General features: G+C 73.5%; 18 protein-coding genes and 1 pseudogene. All 19 read right to left on the bottom strand.

Annotation, left to right across the window (positions count from 1 at the left end; all coding sequences use genetic code 11):
• Window positions 1–132: 132 nt before the first annotated feature.
• Window positions 133–1560: a 3-hydroxybutyrate oligomer hydrolase family protein gene (locus OHB56_RS34940; RefSeq protein WP_406357752.1), complete on the bottom strand. Its 1428-nt coding sequence runs from the start codon at window positions 1558–1560 to the stop codon at window positions 133–135.
• A 177-nt stretch (window positions 1561–1737) separates the two neighbouring features.
• Window positions 1738–3036 carry a PHB depolymerase family esterase gene (locus OHB56_RS34935; RefSeq protein ID WP_406359274.1) on the bottom strand — a complete coding sequence of 433 codons (1299 nt, stop codon included), beginning with the start codon at window positions 3034–3036 and terminating at the stop codon, window positions 1738–1740.
• Between the two features lie 415 nt (window positions 3037–3451).
• Window positions 3452–4111: a CoA transferase subunit B gene (locus tag OHB56_RS34930; protein WP_326755716.1), complete on the bottom strand. Its 660-nt coding sequence runs from the start codon at window positions 4109–4111 to the stop codon at window positions 3452–3454.
• Between the two features lies 1 nt (window position 4112).
• Window positions 4113–4895, bottom strand: a complete 783-nt coding sequence (locus OHB56_RS34925; RefSeq protein ID WP_326755715.1) for a CoA transferase subunit A — start codon at window positions 4893–4895, stop codon at window positions 4113–4115.
• 583 nt (window positions 4896–5478) lie between these two features.
• Window positions 5479–5589, bottom strand: a pseudogene (locus OHB56_RS34920) (3-oxoadipate enol-lactone hydrolase); the annotation flags it as partial.
• A 31-nt stretch (window positions 5590–5620) separates the two neighbouring features.
• On the bottom strand, window positions 5621–6532 hold the full coding sequence (locus tag OHB56_RS34915) for an endo alpha-1,4 polygalactosaminidase (RefSeq protein ID WP_406357750.1): 912 nt from the start codon (window positions 6530–6532) through the stop codon (window positions 5621–5623).
• Window positions 6529–7203: a spherulation-specific family 4 protein gene (locus OHB56_RS34910; protein WP_406357748.1), complete on the bottom strand. Its 675-nt coding sequence runs from the start codon at window positions 7201–7203 to the stop codon at window positions 6529–6531. The genes OHB56_RS34915 and OHB56_RS34910 overlap by 4 nt, the downstream gene beginning before the upstream one ends.
• A complete protein-coding gene (locus tag OHB56_RS34905) occupies window positions 7200–8189 on the bottom strand; it encodes an NAD-dependent epimerase/dehydratase family protein (RefSeq protein ID WP_406357746.1) in 990 nt (329 codons plus the stop codon). Before OHB56_RS34905 ends, OHB56_RS34910 begins: the two co-directional genes overlap by 4 nt.
• A 6-nt stretch (window positions 8190–8195) precedes the next feature.
• Window positions 8196–8909 (bottom strand): sugar phosphate nucleotidyltransferase, encoded by a 714-nt coding sequence (locus tag OHB56_RS34900; protein ID WP_326755712.1) that lies wholly within the window; start codon window positions 8907–8909, stop codon window positions 8196–8198.
• An 80-nt stretch (window positions 8910–8989) separates the two neighbouring features.
• Complete coding sequence (locus tag OHB56_RS34895) at window positions 8990–9991, bottom strand: GDP-mannose 4,6-dehydratase (protein ID WP_326755711.1); 1002 nt, start codon at window positions 9989–9991, stop codon at window positions 8990–8992.
• Between the two features lie 131 nt (window positions 9992–10122).
• Complete coding sequence (locus OHB56_RS34890) at window positions 10123–11535, bottom strand: hypothetical protein (RefSeq protein WP_406357743.1); 1413 nt, start codon at window positions 11533–11535, stop codon at window positions 10123–10125.
• The gene (pelF, locus tag OHB56_RS34885) at window positions 11532–13109 is read right to left on the bottom strand and encodes a GT4 family glycosyltransferase PelF (RefSeq protein WP_406357741.1); all 1578 of its coding nucleotides are present in this window, start codon (window positions 13107–13109) and stop codon (window positions 11532–11534) included. Before pelF ends, OHB56_RS34890 begins: the two co-directional genes overlap by 4 nt.
• A gap of 104 nt (window positions 13110–13213) precedes the next feature.
• Window positions 13214–15391 carry a hypothetical protein gene (locus tag OHB56_RS34880; RefSeq protein WP_406357739.1) on the bottom strand — a complete coding sequence of 726 codons (2178 nt, stop codon included), beginning with the start codon at window positions 15389–15391 and terminating at the stop codon, window positions 13214–13216.
• Between the two features lie 432 nt (window positions 15392–15823).
• Window positions 15824–16360: a hypothetical protein gene (locus tag OHB56_RS34875; protein ID WP_326755707.1), complete on the bottom strand. Its 537-nt coding sequence runs from the start codon at window positions 16358–16360 to the stop codon at window positions 15824–15826.
• A gap of 373 nt (window positions 16361–16733) precedes the next feature.
• Window positions 16734–18971 (bottom strand): SWIM zinc finger family protein, encoded by a 2238-nt coding sequence (locus OHB56_RS34870; protein ID WP_406357737.1) that lies wholly within the window; start codon window positions 18969–18971, stop codon window positions 16734–16736.
• Entirely contained in the window at window positions 18968–21883 is a 2916-nt protein-coding gene (locus OHB56_RS34865; protein WP_406357735.1) for a DEAD/DEAH box helicase, read from the bottom strand. The genes OHB56_RS34870 and OHB56_RS34865 overlap by 4 nt, the downstream gene beginning before the upstream one ends.
• A gap of 188 nt (window positions 21884–22071) precedes the next feature.
• Window positions 22072–22581, bottom strand: coding sequence for a sugar kinase (locus tag OHB56_RS34860; RefSeq protein WP_406359273.1), 510 nt, complete (start codon window positions 22579–22581; stop codon window positions 22072–22074).
• 65 nt (window positions 22582–22646) lie between these two features.
• Entirely contained in the window at window positions 22647–23831 is a 1185-nt protein-coding gene (locus OHB56_RS34855; protein WP_326755703.1) for an ROK family glucokinase, read from the bottom strand.
• A 385-nt stretch (window positions 23832–24216) separates the two neighbouring features.
• Window positions 24217–24954 carry a GntR family transcriptional regulator gene (locus tag OHB56_RS34850; protein ID WP_406359272.1) on the bottom strand — a complete coding sequence of 246 codons (738 nt, stop codon included), beginning with the start codon at window positions 24952–24954 and terminating at the stop codon, window positions 24217–24219.
• Window positions 24955–25059: the final 105 nt, after the last annotated feature.

The following is a 25059-nucleotide window of genomic DNA, read 5'->3' as shown; positions in this document are numbered from 1 at the left end:
CCGTCACGTCACACCTATGTATTCGACAGACACAATGAGACCTCGGTCTGTAGCGGGTTCCACCACAGACCGAGGTGTTCGGTCGGGCAGGGCATGCGGCGGCCGTGGCGCAGGGCCGCGGCCGCCATGGGGTCACCCGTCGAGACGGCAGCTGGTGAGCAGGCTCGCCGGGGTGGCGCCTTCGGGCCGGACGACGGTGTGGCTCGCGGGCGGACGATGCCCGGTGGTGAGCCAGCTCTCCAGGGCGGTGAAGGCCGAGCGGTGGCAGGGCAGCAGGGGCCGGAGCCGGTCGGGGAAGCTGTCGACGAGGGAATCGGTGTGCGTGCCGTCCTCGATGCGGTAGTAGCGGTGCAGGTGGCCGCGGCCCGACTCACGGATCATGCGGGAGTAGGCGTCGGAGTTCTCCCTGCTGGGCAGCAGGACGTCCAGCGTGCCGTGGACGGTGATCAGCGGCTTGCCGATGCGGCCGGTCAGCGCGACGCGTTGCACGGCCTTGTGGACCTCGGCCGGACGGGTGGCGTAGTCGTAGTCGGCGTCGCAGCCGGGGGTCTTGGGGGCGCAGTACGGTGTGCCGGCTTCCGTCGCACCGTCGAAGGAGGGGTCGAACTCCTCACGGTAGATGCGCTGGGTCAGGTCCCAGTAGACCTGGTGGTGGAAGGGCCACAGGAACTCCGATCCGGCCGGGAAGCCCGCGCGGTGCAGTTCCTCGCGTGCCGGTTCGGCGCCGGGGCCGCCCGCCGCGTAGGCGGGGTAGTGGCGCAGGGTGGGCGGCAGGAAGGTGAACAGGTTGGGGCCCTTCGCGTGCCAGAGGGCGCCTTCCCAGTCGACGCCGCCGTCGTACAGCTCGGGGTGGTTCTCCAACTGCCACCGCACGAGGTAGCCGCCGTTGGACATCCCCGTGGCCAGGGTGCGCACGGGCGGCCGGTGGTACCGCTGGGCGACCACCGCGCGGGCGGCGCGGGTCAGCTGGGTGAGCCGGGTGTTCCATTCGGCGACGGCGTCACCGGGCCGGGAGCCGTCGCGGTGGAAGTTGATACCGGTGTTGCCCTTGTCGATGGCCGCGTAGGCGTAGCCGCGGGCGAGCACCCAGTCGGCGATGGCCCGGTCGTTGGCGTACTGCTCGCGGTTGCCGGGGGTGCCGGCCACGATCAGCCCGCCGTTCCAGCGGTCGGGCAGCCGGATGACGAACTGCGAGTCGTGGTTCCAACCGTGGTTGGTGTTGGTGGTCGAGGAGTCGGGGAAGTATCCGTCGATCTGGATACCCGGCACACCCTCGGGGACGGTGAGGTCCTTCGGGGTGAGGCCGGCCCAGTCGGCCGGGTCGGTGTGGCCGGATGCCACGGTTCCCGCCGTGGTCAGCTCGTTCAGACAGTCGGCCTGCTGATGAGCGGCACCCGGGACGCGGAGGTGGGACTGGTGGGCGCAGTGGCCGGCGGCGCGGTCGGGGGCCGGCCGGGCCGAGGCCGATGAGGGAAGCAGGGCTACGGCAGTGGCCAGGGCGAGAGCACCGAGTGCGGTGCGCCCCCTCCAGCTCGAACTGACGCCGATGGACAAAGCCATGGAGAGCCTCCAGTGGACGGCGGTGGATGGACGGGCTGGAGGCTAGGCGGCACATCCGGCACGGGAACATGTGTGTGCCCGCCATGACGGCGGCTTCTCTCAGGTGGGCCGCCACCATGACGGGCACAGGGCCGTGGATGCTGCGGGGAGGCGTCCACGGCCATGACCGGCCCCGCGTCAGGGGCAGGTTCCGTCCGCGAGGGTGAAGTGGCCGGCGGGTGACTCCTTCAGGGTGTGGGTGACGAATATGTTGTACAGACCCATGTTCTCTTCCGAGCCCTTGGCGTAGGTGTGGCCGCCGCTGGTGGTGGCGCGTCCTGCCTGGACGTGGGCGTAGTTGGTGGCGGTCCAGCAGGCGGTCACGCCACCGGTGGTCCGCGCGGTGATCGCGCCGGAGAGCCGTCCCGGCTCGCCGTCGGCGTCACGGGCGGCGACCGCGTAGGTGTGGGAGGAGCCCGCGGTCAGGCCGGTGTCGGCGTAGGACGTGGCGTCTGCCGTGGTGAGCAGGGCACCGTCGCGGTGGACGAGGTAGCCGTCGGCGCCGTCGACGGGGTCCCAGCTCAGGCGGACGGTGGTGTCGGTGGCCTCGCTCACGGCCAGACCGGTCGGGGCGGGCAGCCTGTTGTCCTCGAAGGGCTCCGACAGGCCGAAGAACCGGGTGATCCAGTGGCTGGAGCAGATGGAGGCCTGGAAGTTGGCGGTGCCGGTGCTGCCGCACTGCTGAGCCCCGCCGCCGGGATCGACCGGCGTGGCGTGCCCGATGTCCGGGACGCGGTTCACCTCGACGGCCACCGAGTCGTCCGCGGCGGCGTACTCCTCGTGCCGGGTGGAGTTCGGGCCGATCACGGACGTGCGGGTCGGCTTCTGGGACAGGCCGTGCAGTGCGGTCCACTGGTCGCGCAGTTCGTCGGCGTTGCGGGGGACGACCTTGGTGTCCTTGTCACCGTGCCAGACGGCCATGCGGGGCCAGGGGCCGGACCACGAGGGATGGGCGTCGCGAACCCGCTGCGCCCACTGGGCCGGGGTCAGGTCGGTTCCGGGGCTCATGCACGTGCCGGCGGCTATGAGGTCGTTGGCGCAGCCGTAGGGCAGGCCCGCCACGACCGCGCCGGCCTGGAAGACGTCCGGGTACGTGGCGAGCATCGCCGACGTCATGGCGCCGCCGGCGGACAGGCCGGTGACGTAGGTCCGCCGGGCGTCCGCGCCGTAGGCGGAGACCGTGTGCGCGGCCATCTGCCGGATCGACGCGGCTTCGCCCTGGCCTCTGCGGTTGTCGGCGGGCTGGAACCAGTTGAAGCACTTGCCCATGTTGTTCGTGAAAGTGGTCTCGGCGAACACCACCAGGAACTTGTGCCGGTCGGCGAGTTCGGGCAGGCCGGAGTTGTCGGCGTACGTCTGGGCGTCCTGGCTGCAGCCGTGCAGCGCGAACACCACCGCCGGCCGGTCGGGCAGGGACGCGGGCCGGTAGATGTACATGTTCAACTGGCCCGGGTTGGCGCCGAAGTCGGTGACCTTGGTCAGGCCGACCGCGGCGTGGGCCGTGGGCGCCGGACCGACCAGGGCGGCGGCGAGGACGAAGACCACGACCGCCACCAGGCGGGACAGCGATCCGCGCCACCCACGCCCCGGCGGGCACGGCGACGCGACCGGGGGCGGTACGGACGGGATACGGGACAGCGGGGCGGTGGTTCCCCAGTACGGCGACTGCATGGCGGCTCCCTCGGTGTCGTGGGGGGACACCGGGCGCTCTCCTGGCTTGATTCGGCCGGAGTGGCCCGGTGTCCGGCACCGTAGGGCGTGGCCGAGGAGCCACGGTATGGCAGGGATCCCCACAGCCCGCTTGCCACGACAGGAACGCGCGGGGATTGTGCCGCCGGCATGGATCTGTTAGTCAGACACCGGCAGGCGCTTCCAGATGTGCGGGCACGAGCAGGTCGGCGCCTGTCGCGGTGCGCACGTCGTCGACGCCGACTCCGGGGGCGAGTTCGGCCAGCGAGAACCCGTCGGGGGTGATGTCGACGACGGCGAGATCGGTGATGACGCGCTGCACGACACCCGTGCCGGTCAGCGGCAGATCGCACTTCGCGACGAGCTTGGGGCTGCCGTCCTTGGCGGTGTGCTCCATCAGCACGATGACCCGGCGGGCCCCGTGGACCAGGTCCATGGCACCGCCCATGCCCTTGACCATCTTTCCCGGGATCATCCAGTTCGCCAGATCCCCGGAGGACGCCACCTGCATGGCCCCCAGCACGGCGGTGTCGATGTGGCCGCCGCGGATCATGCCGAAGGACAGCGCGGAGTCGAAGAAGGACGCCCCGGGCAGCACCGTCACCGTCTCCTTGCCCGCGTTGATCAGGTCCGGGTCGATCTCTTCCTCGAGCGGGTACGGGCCGACGCCGAGGATGCCGTTCTCGGACTGCAGCACCACCTCGACGCCCGGCGGCAGGTGGTTCGGGATGAGAGTGGGCAGGCCGATGCCGAGGTTGACGTACGTGCCGTCCACCAGTTCGCGGGCGGCCCGGGCCGCCATCTGCTCGCGCGTGAGCGCCATGTCAGGCACCGCCTTCCTGCTCGGTACGCACACACCGTCGTTCGATCCGCCGCTCGGCGGCCGGATCGTCGGGAAAGACCCGGGCCACCCGCTGTACGAACACTCCCGGCAAGTGCACCTCGTCCGGATCCAGTTCACCCGGCTCCACCAGGTGCTCGACCTCAGCGACGGTGACGCGACCGGCCATCGCGGCCAGCGGGTTGAAGTTGCGGGCCGAGGAGCGGAACACCAGGTTGCCGTGACGGTCCCCGATGGTGGCCCGCACCAGGGCGTAATCGGTCCTGATGCCCTCCTCCAGCAGGTACTCACGGCCGTCGAACGTCCGCTTCTCCTTGGGCGGCGACGCCACCGCGACCTGCCCGTCCGGGGCGTACCGCCAGGGCAGCCCGCCCTCCCCGATCTGCGTCCCGGCCCCGGCCGGCGTGTAGAACGCCGGGATGCCCGCCCCGCCGGCGCGCAGCCGTTCCGCCAGTGTCCCCTGCGGCACCAGCTCCACCTCCAGTTCGCCGCTCAGGTACTGGCGGGCGAACTCCTTGTTCTCACCCACGTACGAACTGGTCATGCGCGCGATCCGGCCGGCCCGCAGCAGGAGCCCCAGCCCCCAGTCGTCCACTCCGCAGTTGTTGGAGACGACCTCGAGACCACCCGCACCCTGCTCCAGCAGCGCGGCGATCAACGCACTCGGTATGCCGCACAACCCGAACCCGCCGACAGCCAGCGACGCCCCCTCGGGGATGTCCGCCACCGCCTCGTCCATGCTGTCGACCGTCTTGTCCAGCCCCATACTGCCCCTCTCCGTCAAGGGGCGCGTACGCCCCGAACGGCCCAGGCGCGCACATCGTCCGACCTGTGCGCCATGGCCTTTCCCGCAACGCGACGACCTTAAGGACGCACGACAGCCGACCGGTATGGCTGCTTCCGACACCTTCCGGCGGAGCAGAGTGTGGCTCGCGACCAGGTCCGGCGGAAAGGCACGTGCCCGGGCTCACCGGCCTCACGGCCGGCCGCTGTGGCGCCTGGGCCCACACCTGCGGCTTTCCGCTGTGCGATCCGGCCACAGCACCAACGATCCGGCCGTTCGCCACTCGGGCCGTCGCGTCCCGTCCGCACGAGCCGGAAGCACTCCTGCCGCACGAGCCGGAGCTTCCCGGGCCTCCGCGGCTTCCGCTCCCTGCGGATCCCGAAGTCCGTCCCGCCCCTTGGGCCGGGGTGTTGCGACGACCACCGGATCCGAAGTGCCCCGGTGGGACTCCGTCGTCCCCCACGCTCTCGCACAGGTCTCACCGACTGCGCGGACGCCTCCGGGCCCCGACTCTCCGGCCTGGCACGATGCACCTGTCGTGGATCGACTGGACGCCCCTGGAGGGCCGTTGCACCCTGTGCCACGTCGTGCCGGGCGAGGGGCCCGGAATCAGGACCGGGGCCTTCTCCGGCCCGTCTCAGCGGTATTGCAGGGTGTTCGGTGGTGTCTCCCTCACGCTCTGCGCGTTCCCCCCTCTCACGCTCGGGTCAGCACGGGTCCCGCCACACCCCCAGTTCCGGCTTCTTCCGCATGGACGACAGCCTCAGCTCGCGGGACTCGGCACAGAACTCTCCGGTCGGCTCCGCGTACTCCACGTGGAAGACCGCTTTGCCCGCCTCGATGAACGGAGTGAGCTCGGCGCACTCGCCGTACTGCGCGCACTCCTCGTTGACGGCGAAGTCGAAGTCGTCCACGAGGTGCGGGATCTGCGGCAGGTCGTTCTTGAGACCCACCGACAGACCGCGTTCGTGCGCGATGTCCGCGATCATGCGGTTGTAGCGGATCTGGTCGGCGGCGGTGAGCGGGAACCCGGTGTCGTGGTCGTAGCCCTCCACCAGGTCCGGCTCCACCGCGTCGAAGCCCTTGTCCCGGCACATGTCGAACCGCCGCTCCATGATCGGCTTCAGGACGGCGATCCGGCGGATGTCCAGCCAGCGCTCGCCCTGCCAGCCGTTGGGCCTGCCGAGGACGGAGCGCGGGAACGCGTCCCGGTCGGGCCGGAAGTCCTCCCAGGCGCCGACGTTGAGGTAGCAGATCACCTTGCGGCCGTCGCGGTGGAGGCGGGCCACGTCCGCGGCGGTGTTCTCGAAGCCGTCGATGTCGTAGACGGGCACCTCGGCCGACGGGTCCGCCCTGCCGTCGAGCTGCCACTGCCAGGCGAGCCCGGGGCGCGGGCGCCAGAGTGTCCGGTCAGGGGTGCGGGAGGGGCCGGGCGTGGCCGGTGAGGCACGGGGTGGCGGTGTGGTCCGGGCGTTCGTGTCCCCGGCGCCGTCCGGGCCGGAGCATCCGGTCAGGGCCGTGGTGGCCAGCGCGGCCAGTGCGGCCAGCACGGCCAGCACCGTCATCGCGGGCCGCGCGGGCCTTGCGGGCGCGTACGGCGAAGGATTCCTCCCGCTCATGTCCGTCCCTCGTCTCCGGTCACGGTCAGGGCAGGGGTCAGCTCTGCCCAGGGATTGGGCAGTTCACCCGTCACGGGGCCGCAGATCCCCGCGCCCCGGTCCTGCGCGGTGCGTACGGCCAGGGGCACGAGCGCTTCGGGCACACCGTAGACAAGGTGGCAGAGCCGTTCCGGCGGGGGCGACTTCGCCCTGGCGGAGCGGCTGAACGCGGCGACGTAGGTGGACCAGTGGCCCTCGAAGGTGACGGTCAGGTCGGCGAGGCGGACGTAGCCGGGCGCCGGGTCCACGCCGGGGTTGAGCACGACGGTCCGCGCGCCGGTCCGGCGCAGGGACCGGACCAGCCTGCGGCAGCCCGGCAGGCCGTCCGGCCCTGCGGTCACCCGGTCCAGGAAGCAGCCGTCGACCGCGTACCACTCCCGGTGCCGGCGCGCGTCGGCGGCGACCGCGGACGGGTCCCGCGCGCCGTAGTCGGTGTCGACGTAGCCGAGCAGCCGGGCGCCCGCCGTCCGCAGCGCGTCCGCGACCGCCGTGAAGGCCTGGTCCGGGCCGGTCCCGGGGCCGTTCGCGGGGTTGAGCACGACCGCGTAGGTACGGTCGGCGGCCGTGATGAGCCGGTGCCAGGCGCCCGGGTCCTCGGCCGGGTGGACGTACAGGGGGATCAGCAGGCTCACGGCGCGCGGTCGCCTTCCGTGCCGGTGGCGTCCCTACCCGGGGCGTCCGTGTCACCGGTGCCCGCGCCGCCGTCCGCCCACAGCGCGGCCAGTGACTCCTCGAGGGTGTACGAGGGACGCCAGCCGAGTGCCTCGCCCGCCGCCGTGATGTCGGAGCACTGCCACGACACCGCCGCCGAGCGGGCCGAGCCTCCCACGGTCCCCGTGTCCTCCTCGATCCGCCCCCCGAAACCGGCCCGGCAGGCCAGCGTGTGCACCAGGTCGCGCACGCGGACCGCCTCGCCGCCGCCGATGTTGAGGACGGCCGGGAGCGGCCCGGCCGCCGTGACGGCGAGCACCGCCGCGCGCGCGACGTCGCGTACGTCGACGAAGTCGCGGTACGCGGACAGGTCACCGAGCCGCAGCATCGTCCCTGTCCCCGTCCCCGTCCCCGTCGCCGCGCCGGCCTCGCGCAGCAGGGCGGCGACCCGGCCGGGCAGGCCGGTGGGCGGCGCACCCGGTCCCACCGGATTGCCCACGCGCAGCACCACCGCGTCCAGGCCGGAGGCCGTCACCGCCGCCGTGCCCGCGAGTTTGGTCGCGCCGTACGGTCCGAGCGGGCGGGTCGCCGCCGTCTCCGTCACCTTGGTGCCGGGTTCCCCGGGGCCGTACTCGGCGGCCGACCCCAGATGCACCAGACGTGCCCGGGGTGCGGCCTGCCGCAGTGCGGCGCACAGGGCGGCGGGGCCGCGGGCGTTGACCTCGGCCAGGGTGACCGCGTCCCCGCCGGTCGCGCCCGCGCAGTTGATCACGGCGTCCGGCGCCGCCTCCGCCAGGGTCTTGGCCAGCCGGTCCGGGGAGTCGGCGGCCAGGTCGACGCGCAGACCCGCGCCGGCCCCCGTGGACGAGCGGCCGGCCTCGGGGAGGTGGGTGTCCGGCAGGCCGCGCAGGTGTGCGACGACATGACGGCCCAGGTAACCGGTGCGGCCCAGGACGAGAATGCGCATGGGTGCTCAGGCTCCCTTGAGCAGCATGGACTTGCGGGTGGTGAACTCCGCGTTGGCCCGGTCGTAGTCGTCCGGACGTCCGATGTCCAGCCAGTATCCGTCGAACTCGTAGGCGTGCGGCGGACGCCGGGCGGTGAGGAGGTCCAGGACGAGTTCGTCGAAGCCCAGCGGGAGGCCGGGTGTGTAGTCCTCGAGCGTCGAGCGGGAGAGCCCGTAGACACCCATGGAGACGCGGTAGTCCATGCTGGGTTTCTCGGTGAAGGCGACGACCCTGCTGTCCTGTGTGGTCAGCACGCCGAAGTCGATGTGGACCTTGCGGGCGTAGGTCGCGATGGTCAGCGGGGCACCGGACTCCCGGTGCCGGTTCAGGACGTCGGCGTAGTCGAGGTCGGTCAGGACGTCGCCGTTCATCACCAGGAAGGTCTCGGGCAGCCGCTCACGCAGCGTGAGCAGGGGGCCCATGGTGCCCAGGGGGTTCTCCTCGGTGGCGTAGTCGATGTTCATGCCCCACTGGGAGCCGTCGCCGACGTAGGCGCGGATGATCTCGCCGAGGTGGCCGATGGCGATGGTGCAGTGGGTGAAGCCGGACGTGGCGAGCTGGCGCAGCACGATCTCCAGGATGGCGTGCTGGTCGCCGATGGGGACGAGCGGCTTGGGAAGGGCTGTGGTGTAGGGCCGCAGCCGGACGCCCTTGCCTCCTGCCAGTATCACTGCGTGCATGGGGCTTCTCCTTCGGATCCTTCGTGTTCCCCGGGGACGTGCCGGACGCGGATCGGGTGGTGCGGGTCAGAGGGGGCGGGTCAGATGTTGTAGATGCCGGCCTTGTAGCGGGCCAGGTTGGCCGGGTCGCGGAAGAACTCCACGGTCCGGGCGAGTCCTTGCTCCAGCGTGTGGGCGGGTTTCCAGCCGGTGGCGGCGGCGAGCCGGGTGGCGTCGGCGACCAGCCGCATCACCTCGGAGTTGGCGGGCCGCAGCCGGGTGGCGTCCTCCCGCACGTCGAGGGCGGTCTCCATGACCTCGCCGATCAGCGCGACGAGGTCGCCGACCGAGATCTCCCCGCCGGTACCGGCGTTGAAGGTGCGGCCCACGACCTGCTCGGCGGGTGCGGTGCCGACGGCGAGGAAGGCCTGCGCCGTGTCCTGGACGTAGGTGAAGTCCCGCGTGGGACGCAGGTCGCCGAGGGTGATGGTGCGCTCCCCCGCCGCGACCTGGCCGATGACGGTGGGGATCACCGCGCGCATCGACTGGCGCGGCCCGAAGGTGTTGAACGGCCGCAGCGTCACCACCGGGGTGTCGAAGCTCGCGTGGTAGCTGTCGGCCAGCCGGTCCCCGCCCGCCTTCGAAGCGGCGTACGGGGACTGGGTGTTGATGGGGTGGTCCTCGGTGATCGGCACGGTTCGCGCGGTGCCGTAGGTCTCGCTCGTGGAGGTGTGCACCAGTCTCGGCGTGTTCAACTGGCGTACCGCTTCGAGCACGTTGAGGGTACCGGTGACGTTGGTGTCCACGTAGCTGTGCGGCGCCCGGTAGGAGTACGGGATCGCGATGAGCGCGGCCAGGTGGTAGGCGCAGTCGGCCCCGTCGAGCAGGCCGCGGACCGATCCGGGGTCCCGGACGTCGCCGAGGACGACGTCCACGTGGTCCAGGACGTCCGGGGAGAGGGTCTCCAGCCATCCGTAGGAGGAGAAGGAGTTGTACTGGGCCATGGCCCGGACGCGGTGCCCCGAGGCGACGAGCGCTTCGGTGAGGTGTGAGCCGATGAAGCCTTCGGCCCCGGTGACGGCGGCGAGCGGTGCGGAGGTCAACTCGGGTGTCCTTCCGGTTGCTTGAACGGGTGGTGTGCGGCGGTGCCGAGTGGTGCGCGGTGCCGGGCCGTGGGGCGGGGCGGTGCCCGTCCGCCCGGTGGCGCCGGGGTGCGGGTGGTACGCGGGGGCGGTCAGGCGTGCACCGACGGCCGGCCGAGCAGCCTCAGTACGCACACCGACAGGCACAGGGCCGCGGCGCCGCAGCACAGCGGCAGGACGGCCGGCCCCGGTGGCAGGTTCAGCAGGGTGACCAGGGCGGCGCAGCCCGCGGCGGTCAGGCAGATCAGGGCGGAGGGCCAGGCGACGCCGAACGCCTGGAGCAGCAGGGCCGTCCACAGCGTCGCGGCGAGGAGCAGCAGCACGGCCGGGTCGGCTCCGGTGAGGAGTGCCGCGGGCGTCAACGGCAGGAGATAGGCGAGCAGGCAGAGACCGAGGAGGCCGGCCGACCTCAGGAGGAAGGCGGTGGGCGTCGCGGTCGCCCGCAGTGCCGCGACCGACCAGCCGCGGTAGCGGTAGAGCAGCCACTCGGCCGGCCCCATGCTCACGGTCAGCACGATCACGGCGTACGGATGCTGTCGGCCCTCCAGCAGGACCAGTGACGCCGCGGCGAGGCCGAACAGTCCGTAGGGCAGGGAGACCGGCAGCGGTGGCCGGCGCGCGCCGGGGGCGGGCGGGGTGCCGAGCGCGCCCCGCAGCGACCAGCCGGCGGCGGCGAGGGTGGCCGTCAGCGCCAGCAGGGGCAGACCGAGCCTCGGCACGGGGCCGGGCTCCCACCACGGCAGCGGCACGGCGCCGGCGATCAGCGGTGTCAGGGCTGCCAGCAGCAGCCTTTCCCGGGCGAGGACCAGCAGCACCGAGGCGGCGGCCAGGTACAGCGACTGTGCGGCGGCGGCCAGGGTGACCGGTCCGCCGCCGGCCACCGCGGCCGCGGTCGCTGTGGCCAGGGCCGCGCCGAGGGCGGCCCCGGTCAGGAGGGTGCGGCCCGCTTCGTGGCGCCCCGTCGCCAGGCGCAGGTGGGCGCGGTGCCCCAGTGCCTGGCCCCAGGCCCAGGAGACGACACCGGCCGCGATGAGGGCGGGCGCGTACCGTGCCGCCTGCCCCAGCGGTGCGGCGAGCAGGTAGGCGAGGCCCGGCAGGGCGAACAGCACGCCGCGCAGCAGGCAGCGCACGGTGTCGGGGCGCCAGGGGTCGGGGGCGGCCGCGAGCTCGGGGAACGTCCTGGGAACGCGCTCGTACAGCGCGGAAGCCAGGGAGAACAGGTTCGGATGGCCGTACCGCTGCCGGACGGCGTCCGCGGACAGTCCTTCCGCCTCCAGCAGCGCGGCCACCTCGTAGGGGTGGACGGCGGGGCCGATGCGGTCGGCCAGGCCGGCGGCCAGCCGGTCCACCTCCTCCGGGTCCACGGCGGGCCGCGGTAATCGCACGACGAGGGTGGGGTCGTCGGCCGGGAGGGCCCGCGGCAGCCGTAGGGCGGCGGTGGCCGGCCGGAGGGCGAGGGTGTCCTGTTCGGCTCCGCCCGGCTCCAGTGCCATGGGGCCGCTCATATGGCCACCCCCCTTGTCGCCATGGGTGACGGAACCCGTGCGCGCTCGTCCGGGGACGGTGCGGCGAGACCGGCCGGACGCGGTGCGTACGTCCCCGTGCCGTTCCGTGTGCCCTCCTCGGCCGGCGGCCGCCGGGTGCCGGACAGCTCCTGGTAGACGGCGCGGAAGGTGTCGACGGTCCGGCGCAGGGTGAACTGCTCGATCACCCGGAGCCGGGCCGCCTCCCCCATGGCCGCGCGCCGCGCGGGATCGCCGAGCAGTTCCAGCGCGGCGGCGGCCATCGCGGCCGGGTCCCGCGGCGGTACGACGAGACCCGTGTCCCCCACGGCCTCGCGGACTCCGCCGACATCGGTGGACACCGTCGCCCGCCCGCAGGACATGGCTTCGATCAGGGTGAAGGGGAAGCCCTCGCTGATGCTGGAGAGCATCACGACGTTGCCGGCGGCGTACGCGTCCTTGATGTCGTCGACGCGGCCCTCGAAGGTGACGGCGTCCCCGTGGCCGAGTCCGGCGGCGAGGGCCTCGCACCGTTCCCGGTAGGCCTCCCCGCCCCGGGGTGTCCCGCCGAACAGCCGTAGCCGGACGTCGGGACGTTCCGCCCTGACCAGGGCGAGGGCCCGGACGAGGGTTTCCAGGTCCTTGATCGGGTCGACGCGGCCGGCCCAGCTGAGGGTCGGCACGTCCGGTTCGGGTCCGGCCGGCGGGAAGGCGTCCGGGTCCACCCCGTTGTAGACCGTGCGGATCGACGCCGGGTCGGCCCCGCCCTCCTCCTCCCACAGCCGGTTGTAGCGGTTGCCCGGTGTGATCAGGGCGGCCCTGCGGTAGCTCTCCTCGGCCAGCAGCCGGAAGAAGCCCAGGACGAGCGCCTTGACCGGCCAGCGGTAGGGGCCGGTGCGGTAGCCGAGGTAACGCTCGCGGAGGTAGACGCCGTGCTCGGTGAGGAGCAGGGGGACACCGTGCCGTTCCAGGGCGGCCAGTCCGGGCAGGACGGCGACACCCCCGCTGACCGCGTGGGCGACCCCGTCCTTCGGCAGGGGCGCGGCCAGCGGGCGCAGGGCGTGCTCGAGCAGTCCGGTGGCGGTGACCGCGTCGTGCAGCGTGGGGCGGGCCTCACGCACGACCAGGCCCCGGCGGTTCCACACGGCGGTCAGCACGGAGATCGCCCGGTCGCCGCGCAGGAACGGGCCGAGTGTTCCGCCGGCGGCGGCCCGCGCCATGGTGTACAGGGCCGGGGCGAATCCGCTCTCCGCGCACGGGTCGAGCAGCGCCGTCAGGAACTGCTCGTAGGCGCCGGCCAGGACTTCGCGCGGACGCCGCCCGGGCGGGCGGCCCTCGGGCGGGGTTCCCCACATCGGGACGGTCAGGAGGTTGGAGACGTGCGCGGGCAGGTCCCACACGACGGGTTCACGGCCGGTGCCGGTGACGGCGAGGACGTCGAAGTCGATGTCGGGCATGCCGCGGACGAGTTGGTCGCACCAGACGCTCACACCGCCGTGACTGTGCGGATAGGTGCCTTCGGTGAGCAGGGTGACGCGCGTCGAGCTGGGGCGTCGCGCGCCGTGGTGAACGTGCATCGGTGGGCTCCACGGCCGGGTGTGAGGTGCGGGGAGGGTCGTGCGGGTCCCGGTCCCGGCCCCCGCTCACGCGTCGGGGACCGGGCTCACGGGTCGTGCGCCGTTCAGCTCCGCACGGTGTACGGGACGGGGTCGCTCACGCCGGCGGGGACCCGGGTGTCCGGGGCCGGCTCGGTGGCGGGGGCCGTTCCGGCCGGGGCGTTCGTGTCCGGCGCCCTTGTCCCCGGGGCCGTCGTGTCCGGGGCCCGTCCGTCGTCGGTCGTGGCGGACTCCGGCAGGGTGAAGGCCAGGGACCGGCCCTCCTTCGGCGTCCAGCCGGACGCCCGGCCCGCGTACGCCTCGCCGAACGCGTCGCCCGCGAGGGTGGTTCCGGTGGGCACGGTGACGGTGACGTTCGTGCCGTCCGGCGCCTCGACGGTCACCGTGCCGCCGGTGCGGTGGGCGGTGACCCGGCCGTCCCTCAGGGCGTCGGCCCAGGCGGCGCGGCGCTGGAGTTCGGCGCCGATGTCCTTCATCCGCAGGTTCACCACAGGGGTGTTGTCGGCGAACAGGGCCTCGTAGCCGTCGAGTACGCCGTCCAGGACCGGGTAGGCGATGCGGTCCTCGGCCAGGTTGGACTGGTGGATGAAGTGCGGCTTGGGATCGTTGGCGAGGACGTGGCCGAGCGCGATCCGGGTCTCGAGGGGGACGATGTGCTCGGTGTACCCCGTCGCGGTGTCCAGCGGAGCCGGCAGGCACGTCGTGGTGGCCGGGTTGTCCTCGCAGATGCCGCTTCCGCCCTGGGCGCGGCTGGTGTAGATCCAGTTGTACTCGTCGACCTGCTCGGCTGCCCTCCCGGCGTTGTAGAAGACGTTCATCGGGTAACGGGACACGGTCGTGGCCGGGCCGACCCGACGTTGCACGGGGTCACGGGAGTTGTCCGAGGCGAGCCAGGTGATGCCGTTGTCGGCGAGGGCGAAGGCCAGGTTCGGGTTGTCGTCGGGCTGCTGCGGCAGCACCTTGAGTCCGGAGTGCTCGCCGGTCACCAGCTCGTCGTCGTGCAGCGGCAGTCCGGCGGTCCTTCCCCAGACGCGGTTGGTGGCGATCTCGTCGGAGACGGCGGTGCGGCCGACCCACTTGGTGCTGCCGTCGGCGTTGGTGGCGCACCGCCAGGGGACCACCGTGGTGTCCTGTTCGCAGCCGAGGAAGGCATGCGTGTAGGTGTGGTTGATCCAGCGGAACCGGTCGCGCTCGGCGATCAGCCGGTCCGCCAGGGCGTCGGTTCCGCCGTTGTCCTCGCGGTGATCGACGCTCCCGGCGCCGTTGTAGGCGAGGTCGAGGGTGAAATCCTGGTCGCTCTGCCAGGAAGTGGCGTGGTCGACGTCGGCGGGGAGCATGCGGATCGGGTCGGGCGTGCCCTCGCCCTCGGGGCAGTCGACGTCGCCGGGGGTGCAGTTCAGCTCCGTGTCCCAGCGGTCGTCGGCGGCGAGGACGTCGTCGACGTGTACGGCGAAGTAGTTCCTGGAGGCGCCCAGGTGCACGCCGCCGGTCATCCAGTCCACGATGCCGCGGGCCAGCAGTCTGAACTGCTGCTGGTACTGGTTGTAGACGAACGTGACGACGAGTTCCCGCCGCCCGTCGTGCCGGTACTCCCCCACCAGCGAGCCCTGCCCGGTCCGGCCCGGGATCGCGGCCTCGACGTACGGGGTGAAGTCCGCGCCGGCCGCGGGGGTCGAAAGGTAGGCGTAACTCTCGCCCACGGTCGGCGAGTTGTCCTCGAAGGGGACTTGGCCGTCCAGGTAGCCGAAGGGGCCCTCCCGGCCCGCGGCGGTCACCTCGGCCCGCGCCCCGTCGATGCTGCCGGCGTAGCCGCCGTCGACCGGGTACCGCAGGCCAGCCTCCGGACGCGCGTAGGTGTAGGCGTCGACCTGCGGGATGTCGTAGGTCCGCTCGTAGGCGGCGAGCGCCGTCATCTCGGGCGAGTTCACCGGGAACGGGTTGTCGTTGGGCAGGACCACCGCCTGGTACTTGGCGCGGGGCCGCCCGTCCACGGTGTCGGCGAGGAAGCCGGCGTCGAGGGCGGGGCGGTCGGACCGGGTGAGGTCCACTTCGGTGTACGGCGTGCCGGCGGCCTCGAGTTCGGCCGCGATCGCGTCCACGGCCGGGCCTCCGTCGCTGACGACCAGGACGCGCAGGTCGACGCGGGGTAAGTCGTCGGCGGCGTGCGCGGCCGCGCTCGGCGGACCGAGGGCGGCGATGAGTGCGCCCACCGTGAGCACGGCGGTGCGTGTGATCCGCTTCATGCGGTGCAGTCCCCTCCCACGGGCAGGGGTGGACACCGCTCCGCCGGAGCCGACGCACCCCCCGCGCGACGCCGGCGTCCCCCTCAGAAGCCAGTCGTCGACACATCCGTCGCCTCACATCGTGATGCCTTTGTGTGTTTTTTATGGGTGAGTTGCGAAACCTGACGGAAAAGTGCGGGCGTCCATCAAGGCGTCGGCGGTCCACAAGCGACCGGTGCGGCGTCTCGGGACACGGGAGGCCGCAGGGGGCGCGTGGAACACCGGAGCAGGTCGGAGACGTGAGCGGGCCCCCGGCGGGCCGGGGGCCCACCGGTGCGACCGCCGGAGGTCCGGACCTCTTGGCCGGTGCCTCGCCGAACCGGATTCGGTCAACGGCGTCGGGACCGGCAGACCGTCAGAAGCCTGCCGGACCCGTCAGGCCCGTCAGACCCGTCAGGCGCAGAGCACCCGGGTCTCGGGCGTGTGCACCGGACCGCCGCCGGCGTTCTGGGTGTCGCTGAACTCGGCGTAGTAGTACGAGTAGAAGCCGATGTTGCCGTTGCAGCCGGAGTCGGGTGCGACCTGCAGGGTCAGCGTGACGGTCCGGCTCTGCCCGGGCGGGACGGTGGTGCCGTAGTTGGCGCCGAGGTCTGCGGGCCCGGTCCCCGCGCAGGGGGTGCTGCCGGCCGCGGTGGCCAGGGCGCAGCCGGTGAAGCCGTACTTCAGGTCGGGGCGCTGGGTGGTGAGCCACGTGGGGTCGATCGTCTGGTACACGAACCAGATGTCGTACGTCCTGTTGTTGGTGAGGGTCATCGACAACTGGACCGTGCCGCCGGGCGTGGTGGTGGCGGTGTCGGTGGTGAACGTCAGCTCGGCGGGCGCGGGGTCGGCCGCGGCGGCCTGGGGGGCCATGCCGAACAGGGCGAGGACGAAGGCGAGGACGAAGGCCGGAACGGCGGCGGGACCGAGGCGTCTCAGTGGCGATCTCATGACCCGGGAGGCTAAGCAGGCGCCCCGGCGACCGTCTCCCCCGCGCGCGGCCTCCCGCCCGCCCACCGACCGAAAGCGCACCTGCCGTGAAGGAGTTGTGCGCACATCGTGACACCCGCCGGCCGGTGGCGTCGTCGCACTCCACGGGCGGTCCCGGTGCAACAACCGGGGGCGACGGGCGGTACGGAGCGGCCGCACCGCCGCGCCCGGGGGCATTGGCGCGTACCGCTCGGGTGACAGCACGAAGGCGTACGGTGACGGCCGGTGGTGACCGGCGTGGGCGGCGTGGGCGGCGTGGGCGGCCGTCGGGCCTGCCGGCCGCGGTCGGCAGGCCCGACGGCCGCCTGCGAACCCGCCCCGGGCACCCGGCGCGTCACGGAGTGTCCGGGCTGTCCAGGCCGGTGAGGGCTCCGACGGGGTCCGGGTCGGGGGTGCCGCGGGGCCACCAGTCGTCGTGGCCGGGCTCGGACTCGTACGCGTACCAGAGGTGGTCACGGCCGAGGCGAAGCTGGAGGTGCCCCCGGGGGTGGGTGAGGTGGTTGTGCCAGGGGCGGAAGGCGGGCAGGTCCGCGGCGAGCAGGAGGGGGCGGGCCCGGTCGAAACGGCCGGCCGGCGGGTCCCAGGGTTCCTCCAGGACCTCGAGCCCGGCCGGGCCGCCCTGGCGCCAGGCGGCGACCGCGCGGGCCAGCTCGGCAGTGGTGCGCCCGGCCGCGCGGGCGAGGGAGGAGTACAGCGCGCGGGTGGCGGCGGTGAGTCCGGAGCCGGGGCGGGCGGCGGCGAGCCGCACGGCGTCCTGCCACAGCGTGAGGCGGGCGACGGGGTCGCGGCCGGTGGTGAGCAGGGCGTGCGCGCGGGCGGCGGCGTCGGTGGCGAGCTGGTCGAGCGCGAACGGGTCCGGGCCGCCCGGGGCCGCCGGGTACGCCGGGGGCTGCTCCGGGTGCGGGGGCGGGGGCAGCGGTGCCGGAAGCGGCGGGAGCGCGCGCGGCACGACGGCCTCACCGGCCCGCATGCCGGGGAGGGGCTCCGGTTCCCTGTCCCGGGCGGCACGGGCCGTGCGGGCCGCGCTGAGCCGGGACAGGGCGTCGATCACGTCGCGCTCGCCCCGGCCGCGCAGCAGGAGCAGCACGAACGGGTCGGCGTCGAGCAGCCGGGCGGTCTGGTAGCAGAGGGCGGCGGCGTGCTTGCAGGGGTGGCCGGAATCGGGGCAGCTGCACCGCGGGTCGAGGTCGCCGGGGTGGGGCAGCAGCGGGGCCCCGCAGTCGGCGAGGGACTGGGGCATCTCCTTGTCCAGCAGGGCCGCGATGTGGCCGGGCCGGTCGGCGGCCGCGTCCAGGAACCGCTCCCACTCGGCGTCCGCGAAGGTGCGCAGCCGTACCTGCACGCGGTACGGGCGGGGACGGCTGCCCTGGACGTAGGCGAGGACGAGACCGGGGGTGACGGTGATGGCGTCGACGTGCCCCCGCTCCGCGTACCCGCGTCCGCGCGCGAGCCGCGCGGCGTCCAGCGCGCCCTCCTCCAGCGCGGTGACCCATGCCTCGCCCCACCATGTCTCGGCGAACCCCGTCGTGCCGTCCGGGGTGCGGGGCGGGAACGCGGTGAAGGTGCGGCGCAGTTCCCCGTCCCGGGTGGGGGCGGCCATGGAAGGGGGCGTCCGGGGAGTGGCGGGGGACGCCTCGGGGGGCGAGGGTTCCTGAGGTGCCAAGGGCGCCGGGAGGGTCGGGGAGACCGGGGGTTGGTGGGCGACCGACGGCTTGTGGGGGTGGCCGTCGGGCCTCGGGGGCGGTTCGGCCGTGTCGGAGGGCGCGGACGGGGATGAGGGCAGGAGTGAGGGGACCGCGCCGGTGAGCAGATCCCGTACCGCGGGTGCTCCCGTCCCTTCGGCCTGTGCCTCGCCCGGCCGGACACCGGCGGCCCGGTCGCCCCGGGTGGTGCGGGGGACGCGGGGAACCCGGGGAGCCGTGCCCGGCGGGGACGGGGTACGGCTGGTGTGCGGGCCGGGGGTGGTGTCCCGGCCGTCATTCCTCCGGTCACCGGTCGCCGGGCCGGCGGAGGAGCGGTCGGTGGAGGAGCGGTCGCCGGTTGTCCGGTCGCCGGTCTCCGTTCGCGCACGCAGGGCTTCCCGACGGGCCACGCGCAGGGCCTCTCGCGCGATGTCCCCGGGACGCGGAGCAGGCCGGGGCTCCGGGTCCGGGTGGGCCGGGAGGTTCGGACGGCTCCGGACGCCGTCGGCGTCCGACGACGGGGCGGCGCCGTCCGCCGCCCCCGCGCGCCGCTCCGTCTGCACGCCGGTGCCGGTACCGGCGTCACCGGTCGCCGGCCCTTCGTGGCCCGTCTCCGGCGCCCGCTCCGGCTCCGGGTTCGTGTCGCCCTTCAGGTCCCCGAGCCCGCCCCCGTCCCCTTCTCCGTCGGCGGTACCGGGACTCCCCGTGTCCGTCGCGCGCCGGGCCCGTACCGCCCTGCGCAGGGCGTCGCGGGCCACGTCACCGGGGCGTTGTTCCTGGGCGCCCGCGGGTTTTCCGTCCTCCCCCGTGACCGGCCCCGGATCTCCGCTCGCATGCCTGCGGGCCGCCCGCAGGGCCTCCCGGGCCTCGTCGGACGGTCGGGCGGTCATGACGTCCTCCGCAGGGAGACCAGGTCGGACAGCTCGCGGTCGGTCAGTTCCGTGAGGGCCGACTCGCCGGAGCCGAGGATCGCGTCGGCGAGGGCCCGCTTGGCCTCGAGCATCTCGGCGATGCGGTCCTCGATCGTGCCCTCGGTGATCAGGCGGTGGACCTGGACCGGCTGGGTCTGGCCGATGCGGTAGGCACGGTCGGTGGCCTGTTCTTCGACCGCCGGGTTCCACCAGCGGTCGAAGTGGACGACATGGCCCGCGCGGGTGAGGTTCAGGCCGGTGCCCGCCGCCTTCAGGGACAGGACCAGGACGGGGGTCGCGCCGCTCTGGAAGCGGTCCACCATGCGCTCCCGCTCCGGTACCGGCGTACCGCCGTGGAGGAAGTCGACCGGCACCGCGCGCTCGGTCAGATGGGCGGTGATCAGCCGGGCCATGCCGACGTACTGCGTGAAGACCAGGGCCGATCCGTCCTCGGTGAGGAGGGTGTCCAGCAGTTCGTCCAGCAGGGCGAGTTTGCCAGAGCGGGCCGCGAGGCGGCCGCCGCCTGCGGCCCGTGCCTGTTCGTCCTTGAGGTAGAGCGCCGGGTGGTCGCAGATCTGTTTCAGCGCGGTCAGCAGCTTCAGCACCAGGCCCCGGCGGCCCATGCCCTGGGCGGTCTCGATGGCGAGCATCGACTCGCGCACCACCGCCTCGTAGAGCGCGGCCTGTTCGCGGGTGAGCGGGACGGGGTGGTCCGTCTCGGTCTTGGGCGGCAGTTCGGGGACGATGCCCGGGTCGGACTTCTTGCGCCGCAGGAGGAAGGGCCGCACCAGGCGGGAGAGCCGCTCGACGGCCTCGTCGTCCTCGCCGGCCTCCACCGCGCGGGCGTGCCGGGCCCGGAAGGACGTGAGGGGGCCGAGGAGTCCTGGGGTCGTCCAGTCGAGGAGGGCCCACAGCTCGGAGAGGTTGTTCTCGACGGGGGTGCCGGTGAGGGCCACGCGGGCGGGAGTCGGGATGGTGCGCAGTGCCTTCGCCGTGGCCGAGTGCGGGTTCTTGACGTGCTGCGCCTCGTCGGCGACGACCATGCCCCAGCGCTGCGCGGCCAGCGTCGGGGCGGCCGAGCGCATGGTGCCGTAGGTGGTGAGGACGAAGCCGCCGGTCAGGTCCTCCAGGGTCCGGTCCGGGCCGTGGAAGCGGCGCACGGGGACGCCGGGGGCGAACCGGGTGATCTCCCGCTGCCAGTTGCCGAGCAGGGAGGCGGGGCAGACGACCAGGGTCGGCTCGGCGCGGTCCCGTTTCAGGTGCAGCGCGATGAGGGTGATCGTCTTGCCCAGGCCCATGTCGTCGGCGAGGCAGCCGCCGAGGCCGAGGGAGGTCATGAGGTCGAGCCAGGCCAGGCCCCGCAGTTGGTAGTCGCGCAGGGTGGCGTCGAGCCCGGGGGGCGGGTCGGCGGGCCGGACACCTGTGGTGAGGCGGTCCCGGAGGACGGCGAGGGCGCCGACGGGGACCGCCTCGACGGTCTCGCCGTCGGCCTCCGCGGTGCCGGTGAGGGCGATGGACAGCGCGTCGACGGGATCGAGCAGGCCCAGCTCCCGTTTGCGGGCCTTGCGGACGAGGGCCGGGTCGACCAGTACCCACTGGTCGCGCAGCCGGACGACGGGGCGGTGGGCCTCGGCCAGGGCGTCCATCTCGGCCTCGGTGAGCGGGTCGCCGCCGAGCGCGATCTGCCAGCCGAAGCGCAGCAGGTCCTCGCTCTCGAAGAAGCCGCTCCCGTCGGTCGCCGATCCGGGAGCCGGCCGGACCACCGCCGTCGCGGTCAGGTCCTGGGCCAGGTCCCGGGGCCAGTGCACGGCGACACCGGCCGCGGCAAGGCGGGTGGCGGCGACGCCGAGCAGGTCGTTCAGCTCGTCCTCGGACAGGGCCAGGACGTCGGGTGCGTCCTGGTCGGAGAGCCGGTCCAGCGGGGGCCAGACACGGGCGGCCCGGCGGACGGCGAGGGCGGCGTCCACGCGCGCGCGGGGGCCGAACGCGTGGTCCGCCGTCCCCGCCCACAGGGCCGCCGCGTCGGCGACGAGGGTGGGGTCGGCGAGGCTGTGCACCTGGACGACCGCCGCGCCCGCACCGCGCGCGCCGGTGCCTCCCGCGCCCTCGGCGGCGCCGTCGAACAGGTCGTACGCGGAGAGGTCGAGGCGGAGCGAGACGCGCACGCCGGCGTCCATGCCGGCGGCGACCTCGGCGGCCCAGTCCTGGGCGCCGGGCAACCGCTGGGCCTTGCGGGCGGCGAACGGCAGCCCCGAGGCGTACGGAGCGGCCGGGGTACGGGGCAGGGTGTCCGCGACCGCGTCCAGGAAGGCGCGGACCAGGGCTTCCGGCTGCGGCAGCCGGAGCGGGCCGGGGCCGGGCAGCGGGACGGCGTGGCCCTCGAAGGGCAGGGCCGCGGCCACCGCGCGCAGGTGTGCCACGTCGTCCGGGTCGAGAGGCCCTGCCCGCCAGGCGTCATGGCCGGTGGCCGTCAGGCCGGGCAGCAGCCGGCCGCGCGCCGTGAGCCGCAGGGCGTGCAGGGCGGCGGCGCCCCAGCAGGTGGTGGCGGGGTGCGCCGCGGGGTCGTGCCGGGCGCGGACCAGCAGGGGCAGGGCCTCGTCGAGGGGGAGGGAGAACGCGGTGACCGTCCGCCGCCGGACCCCGTCGCCGTGCGGGCGGGTGACGGTGAGGCGCGTACGCGGGGCGTGCTCCGGCACGTCTTCGGCGGGGCCGCTCCCGGGGTCGTAGAAGGCGACGCGTCCGTCGCGCGGCAGGGCCGACGGCAGGAAGACGGCGGCGAGACCGACGGGGATCTCCGCGGTGGCGTCCGCGATCGCCGCACCCGCCGGGCCGGTCTCCCCCGCGCCCGTCCCGGCCGTGTGCCGTTCGGCCGTCACGGTCCCCTCGCTCATGCGCCCTGTCACCTCCCGCACGTCCCCGTCCCCGTCCCCGTGCATGCCCGCCCGTGTCGTCGGACCATCCGCCTTCGACTCTACGGGCGGGCACCGACAACCGGTTCCGCGGCCGGACCCGGGCGGCCTCGAGCAGCCCCGGGCGGCCCGGGCGCCCCCGGTTCACGGGCCGGGAGCGGGGGTGCGGATCAGGGGACCGTCCGGGAGACGACGTACACCCTGGGGAAGCCCGGCTTGCCCTCGTTGACGACGACATCGTGGGTGGGCGCGGGGTTCTTCTGTTCGTTGACGAGACCGGACCAGATGCCGGGGCGGTCGAACTTCCAGCCGGTGACTTCCCGGTCGCGCTCACTGATGGTGATGTCGTCCCGCTTCAGGTCGTCCTGCTGCACGCCCATGCTGGTGAGAAAGGCGCTCAGGCCGGCGTCGGTGGTCTCGAACTCGACGTACAGACGGCTGGTCTTCCAGTTGTTCGTCTCGTAGGTGGCCACCCACCAGGCGGGGTGCGGGACCGGCACCTGGTAGAGGCGGCGCTGCACCTTCGACGGCCAGCCCTGGGTCAGGCTGTTCGCCGAGTACCTGGCCTCCTTGTCCTTGCCGCTGGCCCGGCTCTGGTTCGCGGAGATCATCAGGTACCCGGCCGGAACACCGATGAGCAGCACGATGATCAGCAGGGTGAGCGCCCTGCGGCGGATCATGTGCCCGCGGCCCTCGGGCGGCCGGGGCCCGCCGGGACGGCCGGTCCGGTGGAGAACGTCGCCCGTCACGGCGTCTCCTGGGTGGCTCGGCCCGCCTCCGCATACCGCTCGTAGCGCTCGTACCGCTCGACCCGGCGGCGCTTGGCGCGGCGGAAGCGACGGGCGACCAGGCGGGCGAGGTCGGCGGCGCCGACCATGCCGGCCTCGGGACCGAGCTGGGCGCGGACGATGCGGGCCTCGGGGCGGTAGCCGCGGCCGGTGAGGTGCCGCTTGAACGCGTCCCGCGCGGGGCCGATCAGCAGGTCGTCGGCGGCCGAGACCCCGCCGCCGATGACGAAGCAGGAGGGGTCGAGGGCGGCGGCGAGGTTGGCGATGCCGACACCGAGCCACTGGCCGATGTCCTGGAGGAGCTCGATGCACATGGCATCGCCCTCACGGGCCAGCTCGGTGATCATCGGGCCGCTGATCTCGGCGATGTTCCCTTTGACGTGCTCGATGATCCCGTAGGCGACCGGCGAGTCGGCGGCGGCCAGTTCGCGCGCCTCGCGGACCAGTGCGTTGCCGGAGCTGTACTGCTCCCAGCAGCCGCGGTTGCCGCAGGGGCAGCGGTGGCCGCCGGGGACGACCTGCATGTGGCCGAACTCACCGGCGACGCCGTACTTGCCGCGTTTGACCTGGCCGTCCTCGAGGATCGCGCCGCCGATGCCGGTGCCCAGCGTGATCATGACGAGGTGGTCCTCGCCGCGTCCCGCACCGAAGCGCCACTCGGCCCAGGCGGCGGAGTTGGCGTCGTTGTCGACCAGGACGGGAACGGCGAGCCGGCCGGCGAGGCGGTCGCGCAGCGGCTCGTTGCGCCAGGAAAGGTGGGGGGCGAACAGCACACGGTTGCGGTCGGCGTCGACCCAGCCGGCCGCGCCGATGCCGACCGCGTGCACGTCGTGCCGGTCGGACAGGTCAAGCACCAGTTCGACGATGGTGTCCTCGACGACTTTCGGGCTCTTGGACTTGTCCGGGGTCTCCGTGCGGAGCCGCTCCAGGATGTTGCCGTCGGCGTCGACGACGCCCGCCATCACTTTCGTGCCGCCGATGTCGATGCCGACGGTCGGCACGCGCGGTGCCGTCAGGTGCGAGCGGCGTTCCCTGGTGCCGACCGTGCGGAGCACGGGAGCGCGGCGGGAGCCGATGGGGGCGGCGCCCGCCCGGGCGGAACTCAGCGCCCTGGGCAGTGTGAGGTCGCGGTAGGTGCTCATCGTCGCCGATTCTGCCTCACGGTGACCCCGGGTGGCGTACTCGGGAGCGAAGGGAACGCGTGAAGCACGCCGCCTCCAGGGCTCTTCCGGCCGCTTCCCGATGGCGTCCCGACCGCTCTCGAACAGCTTTCCCTACGACTCCCCCGGCGCGGTCCGACGACTCCGCCCGAGAGGAGGACCTTCGCTTTTCGGCGCCTCCCTCCATGATCTGGTCACATTGTCCGGACAACGCGACGAAGATCACTTCAAGTCCCTCGAATCGCCTGGACTTCACCGGGAGTTCAGCACGGGGAAGAGGGCCGGGGCACGAGGAGGTCGGGGGCACGAGAACCTCGGGCCCCCGGACCACAGGCCCCGAAACCCAGGAACTCCGCGACCCGGGGCGTCACGACCGTACGAGCAGCTGGAACTCGAACGAGTAGCGGTCGGGCCGGTAGGTGTGGGTGCCGAACTCCACGGTGCGGCCGGTGTCGTCGAAGGTCACGCGCTGCATGGTGAGTAGCGGGGCGCCCCGTTCCTCGCCGAGCCGCTCGGCCTCGGCGGCCTCGGCGGCGCGGGCGCCGATGGTCTGGCGGGCGCTGTGCAGGGTGATCCCGGCCGCCCGCATCAGCCGGTACAGACCGGTGGCCTCCAGCTGCCGGGTGTCCAGGTCGAGCAGCCCGAGGGGCAGGTAGTTGCACAGGTACGCCATCGGCTCCCCGTGCGCGAGCCGCAGCCGCTCGATGCGGTGCACCTCGCCCGCCTCGTCCACCCCGAGGGTGGCGGCGACCTCGGGGGATACCGGGACGACCGCGTTGACCAGGACTTTCGTGGTGGGGCGATGGCCGGCGGACTCCAGGTCGTCGTAGAGGCTGCTGAGCTCCAGGGGCCGCTTGACCTGGCTGTGCACCACCTGGGTGCCGACTCCGCGCCGCCGCACGAGCAGACCCTTGTCGACGAGGGACTGGATGGCCTGGCGGACGGTCGGCCGGGACAGCCCGAGGCGCCCGGCCAGCTCGATCTCGTTGCCCAGCAGACTCCCGGGGGTCAGCCTGCCGTGCTCGATGGCCGCCTCCAACTGCTGGGACAGCTGGAAGTACAGCGGTACGGGGGAGCCGCGGTCCACGCTCAGCTCCAGCTGCACGGTCGGGTCCACTCCTGGTTTGGGCACGGCCCGAGCGTAGCCCCGTGCGTGGTGGACGGGAAGTAGTGTAGTTCGATTGTCCGGACATACGGATTGACAGGGAGG

This window comes from Streptomyces sp. NBC_01635, assembly GCF_045209715.1.
GTDB classification, from domain to species: domain Bacteria; phylum Actinomycetota; class Actinomycetes; order Streptomycetales; family Streptomycetaceae; genus Streptomyces; species Streptomyces hirsutus.
Note: the sequence above shows the minus strand (reverse complement) of the source record. Positions and strands in the feature narration are given on the sequence as shown.